At 55.1% G+C, this 13,068-nt stretch carries 14 protein-coding genes and 1 pseudogene; 6 read left to right on the plus strand and 9 right to left on the minus strand.

What is annotated here, in order from left to right:
• Position 1 precedes the first annotated feature (1 nt).
• The 4 genes and pseudogenes from MRK42_RS00120 to intI1 form a co-directional block, all read right to left on the minus strand.
• Entirely contained in the window at positions 2 to 562 is a 561-nt protein-coding gene (locus tag MRK42_RS00120) for a recombinase family protein (protein ID WP_000147567.1), read from the minus strand.
• A 125-nt stretch (positions 563 to 687) separates the two neighbouring features.
• The gene (locus MRK42_RS00125) at positions 688 to 888 is read right to left on the minus strand and encodes a DUF3330 domain-containing protein (RefSeq protein ID WP_000993264.1); all 201 of its coding nucleotides are present in this window, start codon (positions 886 to 888) and stop codon (positions 688 to 690) included.
• A gap of 99 nt (positions 889 to 987) precedes the next feature.
• Positions 988 to 1,272: pseudogene (locus tag MRK42_RS00130) on the minus strand (hypothetical protein); the annotation flags it as partial.
• Positions 1,241 to 2,254, minus strand: a complete 1,014-nt coding sequence (gene intI1, locus MRK42_RS00135) for a class 1 integron integrase IntI1 (protein WP_000845048.1) — start codon at positions 2,252 to 2,254, stop codon at positions 1,241 to 1,243. The pseudogene MRK42_RS00130 and the gene intI1, both read right to left, overlap by 32 nt.
• A 157-nt stretch (positions 2,255 to 2,411) precedes the next feature.
• Between intI1 and dfrA7 the strand changes: the two genes are divergently transcribed.
• From dfrA7 to MRK42_RS00165, 6 genes are all read left to right on the plus strand, one after another.
• The gene (dfrA7, locus tag MRK42_RS00140) at positions 2,412 to 2,885 is read left to right on the plus strand and encodes a trimethoprim-resistant dihydrofolate reductase DfrA7 (protein WP_000703418.1); all 474 of its coding nucleotides are present in this window, start codon (positions 2,412 to 2,414) and stop codon (positions 2,883 to 2,885) included.
• A gap of 229 nt (positions 2,886 to 3,114) precedes the next feature.
• On the plus strand, positions 3,115 to 3,462 hold the full coding sequence (locus MRK42_RS00145; RefSeq protein ID WP_000679427.1) for a quaternary ammonium compound efflux SMR transporter QacE delta 1: 348 nt from the start codon (positions 3,115 to 3,117) through the stop codon (positions 3,460 to 3,462).
• Positions 3,456 to 4,295, plus strand: a complete 840-nt coding sequence (gene sul1, locus MRK42_RS00150) for a sulfonamide-resistant dihydropteroate synthase Sul1 (protein ID WP_000259031.1) — start codon at positions 3,456 to 3,458, stop codon at positions 4,293 to 4,295. The genes MRK42_RS00145 and sul1 overlap by 7 nt, the downstream gene beginning before the upstream one ends.
• 127 nt (positions 4,296 to 4,422) lie before the next feature.
• The gene (locus MRK42_RS00155; RefSeq protein ID WP_023277467.1) at positions 4,423 to 4,941 is read left to right on the plus strand and encodes a GNAT family N-acetyltransferase; all 519 of its coding nucleotides are present in this window, start codon (positions 4,423 to 4,425) and stop codon (positions 4,939 to 4,941) included.
• A gap of 39 nt (positions 4,942 to 4,980) precedes the next feature.
• Positions 4,981 to 5,745 (plus strand): IS6-like element IS6100 family transposase, encoded by a 765-nt coding sequence (locus MRK42_RS00160; protein WP_001389365.1) that lies wholly within the window; start codon positions 4,981 to 4,983, stop codon positions 5,743 to 5,745.
• A 200-nt stretch (positions 5,746 to 5,945) separates the two neighbouring features.
• Complete coding sequence (locus MRK42_RS00165; RefSeq protein ID WP_311060083.1) at positions 5,946 to 6,572, plus strand: recombinase family protein; 627 nt, start codon at positions 5,946 to 5,948, stop codon at positions 6,570 to 6,572.
• Here MRK42_RS00165 and MRK42_RS00170 read toward each other — a convergent pair.
• From MRK42_RS00170 to MRK42_RS00190, 5 genes are all read right to left on the minus strand, one after another.
• Positions 6,557 to 6,880 carry a hypothetical protein gene (locus MRK42_RS00170; protein WP_263709888.1) on the minus strand — a complete coding sequence of 108 codons (324 nt, stop codon included), beginning with the start codon at positions 6,878 to 6,880 and terminating at the stop codon, positions 6,557 to 6,559. The genes MRK42_RS00165 and MRK42_RS00170 overlap by 16 nt on opposite strands.
• A 500-nt stretch (positions 6,881 to 7,380) precedes the next feature.
• Complete coding sequence (locus tag MRK42_RS00175; protein WP_263709890.1) at positions 7,381 to 8,133, minus strand: SprT family zinc-dependent metalloprotease; 753 nt, start codon at positions 8,131 to 8,133, stop codon at positions 7,381 to 7,383.
• 5 nt (positions 8,134 to 8,138) lie between these two features.
• The gene (locus tag MRK42_RS00180) at positions 8,139 to 11,435 is read right to left on the minus strand and encodes a type I restriction endonuclease subunit R (RefSeq protein ID WP_263709891.1); all 3,297 of its coding nucleotides are present in this window, start codon (positions 11,433 to 11,435) and stop codon (positions 8,139 to 8,141) included.
• Positions 11,432 to 12,436, minus strand: coding sequence for a virulence RhuM family protein (locus MRK42_RS00185; RefSeq protein WP_263709892.1), 1,005 nt, complete (start codon positions 12,434 to 12,436; stop codon positions 11,432 to 11,434). Before MRK42_RS00185 ends, MRK42_RS00180 begins: the two co-directional genes overlap by 4 nt.
• A gap of 3 nt (positions 12,437 to 12,439) precedes the next feature.
• Entirely contained in the window at positions 12,440 to 13,066 is a 627-nt protein-coding gene (locus tag MRK42_RS00190; protein WP_263709893.1) for an SLATT domain-containing protein, read from the minus strand.
• Between the last annotated feature and the right edge of the window lie 2 nt (positions 13,067 to 13,068).

A 13,068-nucleotide genomic window follows, 5' to 3' on the forward strand; every position in this document is an offset into this window, starting at 1 on the left:
TTTACTGATCCGTTCTCAAGTATTGATACAGGGTTTCGCGACTGATTCCGAATTCACGAGCAAGCTTGGTCTTTTGCTCGCCAGCCTCGACACGTTGGCGCAGTTCGGCAATACGCTCAGACGACAGGGATTTCTTCCTGCCACGGTAAGCCCCGCGTTGCTTGGCGAGCGCAATACCCTCGCGCTGACGCTCGCGGATCAGGGCGCGCTCGAACTCGGCGAACGCGCCCATCACCGAGAGCATCAGGTTCGCCATCGGAGAGTCTTCGCCAGTAAAACTGAGGTGTTCCTTGACGAATTCGATATGCACGCCGCGTTGTGTCAGCGTTTGCACGATCCGGCGCAAATCATCGAGATTGCGCGCCAGGCGATCCATGCTATGCACCACCACGGTGTCGCCGGTGCGGGCGAAGCTTATCAGCGCTTCCAGTTGCGGACGCTTGACATCCTTGCCGGATGCCTTGTCGCTAAAAGCGCGATCAACCTTGACGCCTTCCAGTTGCCGTTCCGGGTTCTGGTCGAAGGTGCTGACCCTGATATACCCAATGCGCTGTCCAGTCATGGAATTCCCTGCAAAATGTCAGGGAAGACTCTATGACCTTCAACGAGATATGTCAATAAATTCAAAATTCAATCCTATCCTGACGCAATTTACACATGGCATCTGACATCAGGTTAGGGTATGCCTCAACCTGACGGCGGCGAATCACAAGCGTCCGGTTTGACGCTGGTTTCGGTCGCAGTGCTGGCCCGCGCCTGGAAGCGCTGATAGCACTCCAGCCCGCAGAAATGCTCCACGTACTCGGCCCCTTCCGGCGTGAAGGCGGCATCGAGCGGGATTTCCTTGCAGCACACGCAGCAACTGGTGCTCGGTTCATTGGCGTTCATGGTGGTGTTCCTCCATTGGTTGACGAAGCCGACGAAGGCCGCCGCCGGCATCGGCCTGGCGAACAGGAAACCCTGCACCGTGTCGCAACCCGCCTGCCGCAACCACGCAAGGCAGTCGGGTGTTTCCACACCCTCGGCTACCACCTCCATTGTCGTTTTCAGAAGACGGCTGCACTGAACGTCAGAAGCCGACTGCACTATAGCAGCGGAGGGGTTGGATCCATCAGGCAACGACGGGCTGCTGCCGGCCATCAGCGGACGCAGGGAGGACTTTCCGCAACCGGCCGTTCGATGCGGCACCGATGGCCTTCGCGCAGGGGTAGTGAATCCGCCAGGATTGACTTGCGCTGCCCTACCTCTCACTAGTGAGGGGCGGCAGCGCATCAAGCGGTGAGCGCACTCCGGCACCGCCAACTTTCAGCACATGCGTGTAAATCATCGTCGTAGAGACGTCGGAATGGCCGAGCAGATCCTGCACGGTTCGAATGTCGTAACCGCTGCGGAGCAAGGCCGTCGCGAACGAGTGGCGGAGGGTGTGCGGTGTGGCGGGCTTCGTGATGCCTGCTTGTTCTACGGCACGTTTGAAGGCGCGCTGAAAGGTCTGGTCATACATGTGATGGCGACGCACGACACCGCTCCGTGGATCGGTCGAATGCGTGTGCTGCGCAAAAACCCAGAACCACGGCCAGGAATGCCCGGCGCGCGGATACTTCCGCTCAAGGGCGTCGGGAAGCGCAACGCCGCTGCGGCCCTCGGCCTGGTCCTTCAGCCACCATGCCCGTGCACGCGACAGCTGCTCGCGCAGGCTGGGTGCCAAGCTCTCGGGTAACATCAAGGCCCGATCCTTGGAGCCCTTGCCCTCCCGCACGATGATCGTGCCGTGATCGAAATCCAGATCCTTGACCCGCAGTTGCAAACCCTCACTGATCCGCATGCCCGTTCCATACAGAAGCTGGGCGAACAAACGATGCTCGCCTTCCAGAAAACCGAGGATGCGAACCACTTCATCCGGGGTCAGCACCACCGGCAAGCGCCGCGACGGCCGAGGTCTTCCGATCTCCTGAAGCCAGGGCAGATCCGTGCACAGCACCTTGCCGTAGAAGAACAGCAAGGCCGCCAATGCCTGACGATGCGTGGAGACCGAAACCTTGCGCTCGTTCGCCAGCCAGGACAGAAATGCCTCGACTTCGCTGCTGCCCAAGGTTGCCGGGTGACGCACACCGTGGAAACGGATGAAGGCACGAACCCAGTGGACATAAGCCTGTTCGGTTCGTAAGCTGTAATGCAAGTAGCGTATGCGCTCACGCAACTGGTCCAGAACCTTGACCGAACGCAGCGGTGGTAACGGCGCAGTGGCGGTTTTCATGGCTTGTTATGACTGTTTTTTTGTACAGTCTATGCCTCGGGCATCCAAGCAGCAAGCGCGTTACGCCGTGGGTCGATGTTTGATGTTATGGAGCAGCAACGATGTTACGCAGCAGGGCAGTCGCCCTAAAACAAAGTTAGCCATTACGGGGGTTGAATTGAAAATTTCATTGATTTCTGCAACGTCAGAAAATGGCGTAATCGGTAATGGCCCTGATATCCCATGGTCAGCAAAAGGTGAGCAGTTACTCTTTAAAGCGCTCACATATAATCAGTGGCTCCTTGTTGGAAGGAAAACATTTGACTCTATGGGTGTTCTTCCAAATCGAAAATATGCAGTAGTGTCGAGGAAAGGAATTTCAAGCTCAAATGAAAATGTATTAGTCTTTCCTTCAATAGAAATCGCTTTGCAAGAACTATCGAAAATTACAGATCATTTATATGTCTCTGGTGGCGGTCAAATCTACAATAGTCTTATTGAAAAAGCAGATATAATTCATTTGTCTACTGTTCACGTTGAGGTTGAAGGTGATATCAATTTTCCTAAAATTCCAGAGAATTTCAATTTGGTTTTTGAGCAGTTTTTTTTGTCTAATATAAATTACACATATCAGATTTGGAAAAAAGGCTAACAAGTCGTTCCAGCACCAGTCGCTGCGCTCCTTGGACAGTTTTTAAGTCGCGGTTTTATGGTTTTGCTGCGCAAAAGTATTCCATAAAACCACAACTTAAAAACTGCCGCTGAACTCGGCGTTAGATGCACTAAGCACATAATTGCTCACAGCCAAACTATCAGGTCAAGTCTGCTTTTATTATTTTTAAGCGTGCATAATAAGCCCTACACAAATTGGGAGATATATCATGAAAGGCTGGCTTTTTCTTGTTATCGCAATAGTTGGCGAAGTAATCGCAACATCCGCATTAAAATCTAGCGAGGGCTTTACTAAGCTTGCCCCTTCCGCCGTTGTCATAATCGGTTATGGCATCGCATTTTATTTTCTTTCTCTGGTTCTGAAATCCATCCCTGTCGGTGTTGCTTATGCAGTCTGGTCGGGACTCGGCGTCGTCATAATTACAGCCATTGCCTGGTTGCTTCATGGGCAAAAGCTTGATGCGTGGGGCTTTGTAGGTATGGGGCTCATAATTGCTGCCTTTTTGCTCGCCCGATCCCCATCGTGGAAGTCGCTGCGGAGGCCGACGCCATGGTGACGGTGTTCGGCATTCTGAATCTCACCGAGGACTCCTTCTTCGATGAGAGCCGGCGGCTAGACCCCGCCGGCGCTGTCACCGCGGCGATCGAAATGCTGCGAGTCGGATCAGACGTCGTGGATGTCGGACCGGCCGCCAGCCATCCGGACGCGAGGCCTGTATCGCCGGCCGATGAGATCAGACGTATTGCGCCGCTCTTAGACGCCCTGTCCGATCAGATGCACCGTGTTTCAATCGACAGCTTCCAACCGGAAACCCAGCGCTATGCGCTCAAGCGCGGCGTGGGCTACCTGAACGATATCCAAGGATTTCCTGACCCTGCGCTCTATCCCGATATTGCTGAGGCGGACTGCAGGCTGGTGGTTATGCACTCAGCGCAGCGGGATGGCATCGCCACCCGCACCGGTCACCTTCGACCCGAAGACGCGCTCGACGAGATTGTGCGGTTCTTCGAGGCGCGGGTTTCCGCCTTGCGACGGAGCGGGGTCGCTGCCGACCGGCTCATCCTCGATCCGGGGATGGGATTTTTCTTGAGCCCCGCACCGGAAACATCGCTGCACGTGCTGTCGAACCTTCAAAAGCTGAAGTCGGCGTTGGGGCTTCCGCTATTGGTCTCGGTGTCGCGGAAATCCTTCTTGGGCGCCACCGTTGGCCTTCCTGTAAAGGATCTGGGTCCAGCGAGCCTTGCGGCGGAACTTCACGCGATCGGCAATGGCGCTGACTACGTCCGCACCCACGCGCCTGGAGATCTGCGAAGCGCAATCACCTTCTCGGAAACCCTCGCGAAATTTCGCAGTCGCGACGCCAGAGACCGAGGGTTAGATCATGCCTAGCATTCACCTTCCGGCCGCCCGCTAGCGGACCCTGGTCAGGTTCCGCGAAGGTGGGCGCAGACATGCTGGGCTCGTCAGGATCAAACTGCACTATGAGGCGGCGGTTCATACCGCGCCAGGGGAGCGAATGGACAGCGAGGAGCCTCCGAACGTTCGGGTCGCCTGCTCGGGTGATATCGACGAGGTTGTGCGGCTGATGCACGACGCTGCGGCGTGGATGTCCGCCAAGGGAACGCCCGCCTGGGACGTCGCGCGGATCGACCGGACATTCGCGGAGACCTTCGTCCTGAGATCCGAGCTCCTAGTCGCGAGTTGCAGCGACGGCATCGTCGGCTGTTGCACCTTGTCGGCCGAGGATCCCGAGTTCTGGCCCGACGCCCTCAAGGGGGAGGCCGCATATCTGCACAAGCTCGCGGTGCGACGGACACATGCGGGCCGGGGTGTCAGCTCCGCGCTGATCGAGGCTTGCCGCCATGCCGCGCGAACGCAGGGGTGCGCCAAGCTGCGGCTCGACTGCCACCCGAACCTGCGTGGCCTATACGAGCGGCTCGGATTCACCCACGTCGACACTTTCAATCCCGGCTGGGATCCAACCTTCATCGCAGAACGCCTAGAACTCGAAATGGCTCTGTTGCAAAAATCGTGAAGCTTGAGCATGCTTGGCGGAGATTGGACGGACGGAACGATGACGGATTTCAAGTGGCGCCATTTCCAGGGTGATGTGATCCTGTGGGCGGTGCGCTGGTATTGTCGCTATCCGATCAGCTATCGCGACCTTGAGGAAATGCTGGCGGAACGCGGCATTTCGGTCGACCATACGACGATCTATCGCTGGGTCCAGTGCTACGCCCCGGAGATGGAGAAGCGGCTGCGCTGGTTCTGGCGGCGTGGCTTTGATCCGAGCTGGCGCCTGGATGAAACCTACGTCAAGGTGCGGGGCAAGTGGACCTACCTGTACCGGGCAGTCGACAAGCGGGGCGACACGATCGATTTCTACCTGTCGCCGACCCGCAGCGCCAAGGCAGCGAAGCGGTTCCTGGGCAAGGCCCTGCGAGGCCTGAAGCACTGGGAAAAGCCTGCCACGCTCAATACCGACAAAGCGCCGAGCTATGGTGCAGCGATCACCGAATTGAAGCGCGAAGGAAAGCTGGACCGGGAGACGGCCCACCGGCAGGTGAAGTATCTCAATAACGTGATCGAGGCCGATCACGGAAAGCTCAAGATACTGATCAAGCCGGTGCGCGGTTTCAAATCGATCCCCACGGCCTATGCCACGATCAAGGGATTCGAAGTCATGCGAGCCCTGCGCAAAGGACAGGCTCGCCCCTGGTGCCTGCAGCCCGGCATCAGGGGCGAGGTGCGCCTTGTGGAGAGAGCTTTTGGCATTGGGCCCTCGGCGCTGACGGAGGCCATGGGCATGCTCAACCACCATTTCGCAGCAGCCGCCTGATCGGCGCAGAGCGACAGCCTACCTCTGACTGCCGCCAATCTTTGCAACAGAGCCTCCGTCGCCATGCTCACCTCGCTTTGGTGCACACGAGTATTGAGCATAGTCGAGATTGGTGCAGATCACTTCTGATATTGAACTGTCAGGAGCTGGCTGCACAACAGCCATTACGCCCAATCAACTGGTGCAGTCGTCTTCTGAAAATGACACGCGCCTATCTGCGAGCCTCCACTGCCGATCAAGACGCTGAGCGCGCCAAGGAGCAGTTGGTGACCTTTGCCCGGGAGCATGGCCACCAGATCGCCTCTTTTTATGTTGAGAACGAATCCGGGGCTACGCTGGCCCGGCCCGAGCTGATGCGGCTTATCCGCGATGCTGGGCCCCGAGACATTGTTCTGGTGGAACAGATTGACCGCCTTGCCCGTTTGACCCAGGCCGACTGGCAGACGTTGAAGGCGCGCTTGGCACAGAAGCAACTGGCCATCGTCTCCCCCGAGCTGCCAACCTCCTGGGTGGCATTACAGGGTGACAGCGGCTCCGAGTTCACCAGCGCCATCTTGCAGGCTGTAAATGGCATGCTGTTGGATATGCTGGCCGCTGTGGCCCGCAAGGACTACGACGACAGGCGGCGCCGGCAGCAGCAAGGCATTGCCAAAGCCAAAGAGGAGGGCAAATACCGTGGCCGGCAGAAGGATGAGAAGAAGCGTCAGCACATCGCCAGGCTATTGGTGACAGGCCACAGCTATTCAGCAATTCAGGAGATGCTTGGCTGCTCAAGGCACCTTATTGCCAGCGTGGCCAAGGAGGCGCGCTGTCAGTTCCAGAAGTAGTACTTTTTGATGACCGGCCCACCCGTGCGCTGTGGGCGTGGCGTTTCCTTAAGGGTTTTCGCTGTCCAGATAAGTGCGATGCTCAGCGCTGTGAACAGCCCGGCGGGCCAGTGCCAGCAGGTGAGGGCGGCAAGGGCCAGTAGCAGCAGCCTGGCCGTGATAGGCCGCTTGGTAGTCCACGCTAATACTGGCCAGCACCAGTACACCAGTGGCAGGCAGATCAGCAGCCAAGCGAACAGCGTGTTGCCCAGTGCCATCAAGCCCAGTACCACCACCGCCATCAGGCCAATATCAGCGATCGGTTTCATGGTGCCGCTCTTTTGCATGGGTCTTGTAGCTATACAGGCTCCACACGAAAACAAGCGTGAAGAAGGCCAATAAGCCCGCCATCCCCCAACTGAAGGCATCCATCGTGTTACTCCACCACTGAACATGATTTCAGCATGGCACCGAAGGCATTGGTGTTCAATCAACTTATTGAAATTATTAAGTTTGTTCGTTGGTGACAAAGTTGGAACTATGGAATCCAGTGGCTTATTGACCAGTGGAATCAGCGCCCTCATTCCCGGCCAATCCCTGTCCAATTCCCTTCCACATAACTATCTATCTGGAATCTTGGTGCGCAATTTCCAGATAGTGGAATGTTGCTTCAGAACGTATCCCTGGAATCTGGAGAGGTGCTTTCCTATCTATCTGGAATGTTAGGGGCGGGCTTCCCTATGGAAACCCGCTACCCTGGCCACTCCAAGCTGCGGGGTGGAAAGCTGGAGCGATGATTCCTATCTATCTGGAATAGTGGTTTGCTCTTTCACACAGTGAGCAGCTGATGTGCCATCCCATCCAGCCTGGCTTTCGTCTTCTCCCACCCCGGCATCACTTGTCCCATCAGCCGGTAGAAGCGATCGCTATGGTTGTGCTCGGCGATGTGGCAAAGCTCATGAAGAATCACATAGTCGATACATTCACGCGGAGCTTTAACCAGGTGAGGATTCAGTGTGATTCGACCGTTGGGTGAACAGCTGCCCCATTGGGTTTGCATGGTCAGTATGCGTAGCGGTGGCTGTTCTTCTACCCATAGTGCCTGCTCCAGCATGGCATCGAGGCGCTTTGCGAAAAGCTCTCTGGCGCGGGCTTTGTACCAGCCAGCCAGCAGGGCTTTAACCTTGTCGGCGGACTTTGTTCGCACAGAAACCTCCAGCTTACCGCGCAGCAGCTTTACGCTTTGAACCTGTTCCGGGGCCTCTATCACTTTCAGCAGGTATTGTTTGCCTAAGTAGTAGTGGCTCTCGCCACTGATGTACTGGCGCGCAGTGGTGAACTCCAGCTGCTTGCGAAAGTCACGCAGCTGCTCATATATCCACCGGCCCCGTTTTTTTACAGCGGATAGAACGGCTTCGTTGTCAGCATCTTCGGGAGCAGATGCGATCACCCGGCAATCCGGATGCACCTTAATCAGTACCCTGCCCGTGGCTTGCAGGCGCTTTACTCGCTCAACGGTGATCTGCTCGTCGCCGTAGCGAAAGTGCATGGTCTGGTTATGAGGTTTTACCGGCACATTCATCTATCTTACAGTCCGCTCAAACCCACACGGGTGATCTGCACAATCATCTCAACAATGTTCTTGGCCTGGTCCATGCCGCCGCCAATGGCTTTGCATTCCTGGAACATTCGCGGCAGTAGCTTCTTGCGGATGTCGGCTTCGATGTTTTGCGGGTTGATGGAGTGCTCGGCAACGGACGTTTCTACCGCTTGGTCGATTTCAAAGGCGACTTTTACCCATTTGTCCTGCACTTGTTGGTCCATCACCGCCAAGGCGGCTGGCAGCACTTTCTTGAATACGCCGAAGTAGGCCTGGGCGTGGCGATTGCCGGCAAACACATCGGGAATGTCCCCCAGGCGCCTGTCCTGTACTTGCTCTTCAAACTCACGGAACAGCATGTACTGTTTCAGTGGGTGGTCAAACAGCTTTTCGGCTTCCTCAATGGCTTGACGCAACAAGGCTGAGAAGGCTTCCTGAGCGTAAGGGTCATCCCGTAGCTCCTGCTCAATCATGCGGGTTACGCGGGTTTTGATGATGTCGGTTTCGTTGCGGGTTTTATCTTCGCTCCAGTCTTGTGGCTGCGTCGATTGGCCCATCTTGCCCACTTCATACACGCCGTCGGGCTCTTTGACCTGTACACCCACCACATGCTTATCCAGCAGCTTTTTCACCTGGTCGGCGTATTCGTCGTAGTCGATTCTTTCGCCAGCATCTTGCTGCACCAGTTGGCGCAGGCTGGAGAACTGCTTCACTGTTTCTTTGTAGTGGCGGCGGTCGGCATCGCTAAAGCTTTTATCTTCAAAGAAGGTGGCCGATTGCAGGGCGACTTTCAGGCAACTGGCGAAGGCCGTCAGAGCCTCGTAAAAGTCTTCTCGCACCTTCAGGTGCACATCGACCAGCTCATCGTCCCGCGCTTCGATTTTGGGTACCAGAACCTGGCGCAACTGTTCGATATCGTTCTTGTTTTTGACGCCATCGAATATGGCCCAGAGCTGCTTATAGAGCTGCGGCAGGCGCTTGTACTCGGTACTCATCTGGTTGTAGAGGCCAGCAATATCATTGATGTCGTAACCGCCCTGGGTACGGGAGGCCAGATCCTGATACTTGGCGATGGTGGTATCCAATTCCGCCAGAATGCCGCGATAGTCGATGAGCAGGCCAAACTGCTTCTTCGGATGCAGGCGATTTACCCGCGCAATCGCCTGAATGAGGTTGTGCTCTTTCAGCGGTTTGTCGATGTACAGCACAGCGTTTTTCGGCTCATCGAAGCCGGTGAGCAGCTTATCGACCACGATAAGGATCTTCAGAGAGTCATCTTTGTCGAAGCGTTCAATCAGATGTTTGGTGTAAGCCTGTTCGTCCTGGCTGCCAACGTTGTCTTTCCACCACTGGGTCACTTCCGGCGTGGCAGCTTCATCTATGGCGGTATTGCCTTCACGGCTGTCCGGGGGGCTCATTACCACGGCAGATTCAAACAAGCCTGCCTCATCCAGGTACTTTTTATATTTGATGGCCGACAGCTTGCTGTCGCAGGCCAGTTGGCCCTTTAGGCCGTCGTCGATGTTTTTAACGAAGTGGTTGGCGATATCCAGGGCAATCAGGCGGATACGGTCATCCGCGCTATACACCTGGCCTTTTTTGGCAAACTTGCGCTTCAGGTCGGCTTTTTGCTCGTCTGAAAGCCCCTCGGTGATGCGTTCAAACCAGCTGTCGATGGCGCGTTCATTCACGTCCAAGTCGGGAATGCGCTCTTCGTACAGCAATGGCGTTACGGTCTTATCTTCCACGGCGCGTTGCATGGTATAGGCGTGGACAATGGGGCCAAATTTATTGGTGGTCTTGTCGTCTTTTAGCAGCGGGGTGCCGGTAAAAGCGACGAAAGCAGCATTGGGCAGCGCCTGCTTCATGCGGATGTGGTTTTCACCGCCTTGGCTGCGGTGGCCTTCGTCAATCAGCACAATCACATCTGCGCTGTTGTTTACGCACTCCGGCAGTTTGGTGGCGGTATTAAATTTTTGGATCAGCGAGAAGACAATCCGCTCAGTGCCTTTGCCGATCTGTTCGGCCAGGCGTTTGCCAGAGGTGGCCATGGCGGCGGCTTTGTCCTTCTTACCGGCCAGTTCACCACCCGAGGCAAAGGTTTTGCTGAGCTGGTCTTCCAAATCTACCCGGTCGGTCACCACCACAATGCGGCATTGTTTCAGGCTTTCGTGCAGGATCAGCGCCTTACTTAAAAACACCATGGTGAAGGACTTGCCCGAACCCGTGGTATGCCAAATCACACCGCCTTCGCGCCCCCCAGTGACGCTGCGAGTATTGATGCGCTCAATCAGTCGCTTGATGCCGAACACCTGCTGGTAACGGGCGACGATTTTGCCGGCCTTTTTATCGAACAAGGTAAAGTAACGGGTCATCTCCAACAGTCGGGCAGGGCTTAACAAGCTAATCAGCAGTTGATCTTGCCCGGTCACCGCCAGCTCGCCACCCGCGACAAGGCTTTGGTACCAGTCCAGGTCTTTTGCTGGGCGATGGCTGAAGAGGTTTGCCAACTGTGCGTCGTTGAGCGCTTTGTTCTTGGTGGTGTGCATCTGGGCATCACTGATGTCCTCTTCACGCCAGGCGGCCCAAAACTTAGCTGGGGTGCCACAGGTGCCATACCGGCCATCATTGCCGTTAATAGACAGCAGCAGTTGGCTGTAGGCGAACAGCAGCGGAATTTCGTCATGGCGTTGGTTACGCAGGCTTTGGGAAATGCCTTCGTCAATGGTGGGGCCTTTTTTAGCATTGCCATCGGGGCGTTTGGCCTCAATCACCACCAGAGGAATACCGTTTACAAAGCACACTATGTCGGGCCTGCGCTTATCTTGAAATGAAGAGCCGACGCCGCCAGAGCGGGTAACGGTAAACTCTTCGGTAAACACAAAGCTGTTGTTGGCCGGGTTTTGCCAGTCAATCAGCGCAACCGTCGGGCTGGCCTTTTTTCCATCAACAAACTCAGTGACCGAGATGCCATACAAAAGATGGTTGTACAGGCGCTCATTAGCCGTGAGCAGGCCCTCATTAAGGGCAGGGCTGCACACCTCGGCAATCAGGTTATCAATGGCCTTTTCAGACAGCGGGTAGCTTTTGCCAGCAAAGGTAAAGGTGCGCTTCTGGAGTTCACTGCGCAGCACCTGGCGTAAAACCACGTCATCGGCCTTGCCACTACGGGCTGCCAGGGCTTGTTCAGGAGAGAGGAAGGACCACCCCAGGTTGGTCAACAACGTCAGTGCTGGTAACTTGGCACTGTATTCTTCCTGAAATTTGGGGGCGGGTTGGGTCATTTTGTCTGCTTCCTTTTCTCGCTCAGGCGTTGCTCTAACCTTTCCAGCTCCTTGAGTTCTTTTTTGTCTTCTGCCAAAGCCTCCTGCCTGCTGCGCTGAAAATGGAAAGCCTCGTAATGTTTGTGGGCAATTTGTTCCATCTGTTTTCGGCTGATGCGCCCGGCGCTGTTGAGCAGTGGCTGTTCATTAAAATCCATAAACTTGTCGACGTACTCACGCCAGTCTTGCAGGCGAAGATGGGCTTTGTTTTTCGCCCTGAACTCGGCGAACTCGAAGAACATGCTGACCAAGCGATTGAGGCTCTCCAACTCATCTGCGTGCAGGTAATTTTTAGCAACCACCACATCGGCCTTGCGCACCTTATTGCCAGCAAAACTGGTGAGGTTCATGTTGGGCTTGGAGGGGTCTGCACGCTCAACAACAAGCTCCGCTGCGGTGTGGCCGGTTACGGCATAGAACAGCTTGTTTTGAACCTCGGCAAACAATAATCCCGTCTCTTTTTCGTTTGCCCGGTAGTCTTCAGATAACGCCAACAGGTCGCGAACCTTCTGATAGAAACGCTTCTCCGACGAGCGTATGTCGCGGATGCGTTCCAGCAGTTCATCGAAATAGTCCCATTTAGGGTCTTTAAGGCGGTCGTCATCCATGGCGAACCCTTTGGTCAGGTATTCGCCCAGGGTGCGGGTCGCCCACTGGCGAAACTGGGTGCCACGGGTAGAGCGTACCCGGTAGCCAACGGCGATGATCATTGGCAGGGCATAAAGCTGGGTCAGGTACGCCTTGCCATCAGCGGCAGTTGTCAACTTGGAGTTGACAACTGCCCCTTCAGCCAGCTCCCCGTCTGACAAAACGCCCTTCACATGCTTGCTGATATTCTGTTTGCTGGTTTGGTACAGCTCCGCCATTTCCAGTTGGGTCAGCCATACCTGGCCACCCAGCTCACGCAGTACCAACTGGGATTGACCGTCGTCGGTTGTGTAGAGGATCAGGTCGTTATCCACTGGTTACTCCTCTGCTGCTTTATTCATTGCAGAGCAGAACAACTCAACGACATCATGCTGGAACCAAAAGTATCCGAGAGCACTCAGGGTACAGAGCAACAAAAACCACAACGATAGAGGGACTTTGTCTCTAAAAAGTCCGAACTTCAGTTGCTCATCAATCCAGTCTATCTGGTGTTCCCAAAAGAACTTGTAGTGTGCGTACCAGTTGCTCAAGAGAATTTGTTTACTCATACAGGAGTCGTAATATTTACTTTCCAACTCTGATAGTTTTGCTTCAAAATCAGAAAAATCTGCCTGTTCATCCATAGCTTTCACATTCAAGTACAAAGCCTTCAATTCATTAAAAATCTTCGTTAAAGAAACGCCGCATTGCGCATACTTTGCCTTTTCGTGGTCACATATGCTGATATAAAGTCCAATCACCCCTAGCACGACAAATCCGGAAGAGATCAATTTAGTCGGTGAGTTTTCTACCGCCAAAGAAATGATGCCAAAGGCCATTGATAGAAAGCTGATCAGTCCCGGCGCTTTTTCAATGATGTCATATGAAGCAAAATGCTTCTTGGCACCAAACCCTACGTCATAGCCTTTCTGGGCAATGCTTCGAAGCAAGTCATACTTTGTCATAT

The organism is Aeromonas sp. 19NY04SH05-1, from assembly GCF_040581895.1.
Lineage (GTDB): Bacteria > Pseudomonadota > Gammaproteobacteria > Enterobacterales > Aeromonadaceae > Aeromonas > Aeromonas enteropelogenes.

Bases quoted from the DNA above. Each gene is read 5' to 3' on its own strand.
- MRK42_RS00120 (WP_000147567.1), bottom strand. From the start codon at position 562: ATGACTGGACAGCGCATTGGGTATATCAGGGTCAGCACCTTCGACCAG.
- MRK42_RS00125 (WP_000993264.1), bottom strand. From the start codon at position 888: ATGAACGCCAATGAACCGAGCACCAGTTGCTGCGTGTGCTGCAAGGAA.
- intI1 (WP_000845048.1), bottom strand. From the start codon at position 2,254: ATGAAAACCGCCACTGCGCCGTTACCACCGCTGCGTTCGGTCAAGGTT.
- MRK42_RS00145 (WP_000679427.1), top strand. From the start codon at position 3,115: ATGAAAGGCTGGCTTTTTCTTGTTATCGCAATAGTTGGCGAAGTAATC.
- sul1 (WP_000259031.1), top strand. From the start codon at position 3,456: ATGGTGACGGTGTTCGGCATTCTGAATCTCACCGAGGACTCCTTCTTC.
- MRK42_RS00155 (WP_023277467.1), top strand. From the start codon at position 4,423: ATGGACAGCGAGGAGCCTCCGAACGTTCGGGTCGCCTGCTCGGGTGAT.
- MRK42_RS00160 (WP_001389365.1), top strand. From the start codon at position 4,981: ATGACGGATTTCAAGTGGCGCCATTTCCAGGGTGATGTGATCCTGTGG.
- MRK42_RS00165 (WP_311060083.1), top strand. From the start codon at position 5,946: ATGACACGCGCCTATCTGCGAGCCTCCACTGCCGATCAAGACGCTGAG.
- MRK42_RS00170 (WP_263709888.1), bottom strand. From the start codon at position 6,880: ATGAAACCGATCGCTGATATTGGCCTGATGGCGGTGGTGGTACTGGGC.
- MRK42_RS00175 (WP_263709890.1), bottom strand. From the start codon at position 8,133: ATGAATGTGCCGGTAAAACCTCATAACCAGACCATGCACTTTCGCTAC.
- MRK42_RS00180 (WP_263709891.1), bottom strand. From the start codon at position 11,435: ATGACCCAACCCGCCCCCAAATTTCAGGAAGAATACAGTGCCAAGTTA.
- MRK42_RS00190 (WP_263709893.1), bottom strand. From the start codon at position 13,066: ATGACAAAGTATGACTTGCTTCGAAGCATTGCCCAGAAAGGCTATGAC.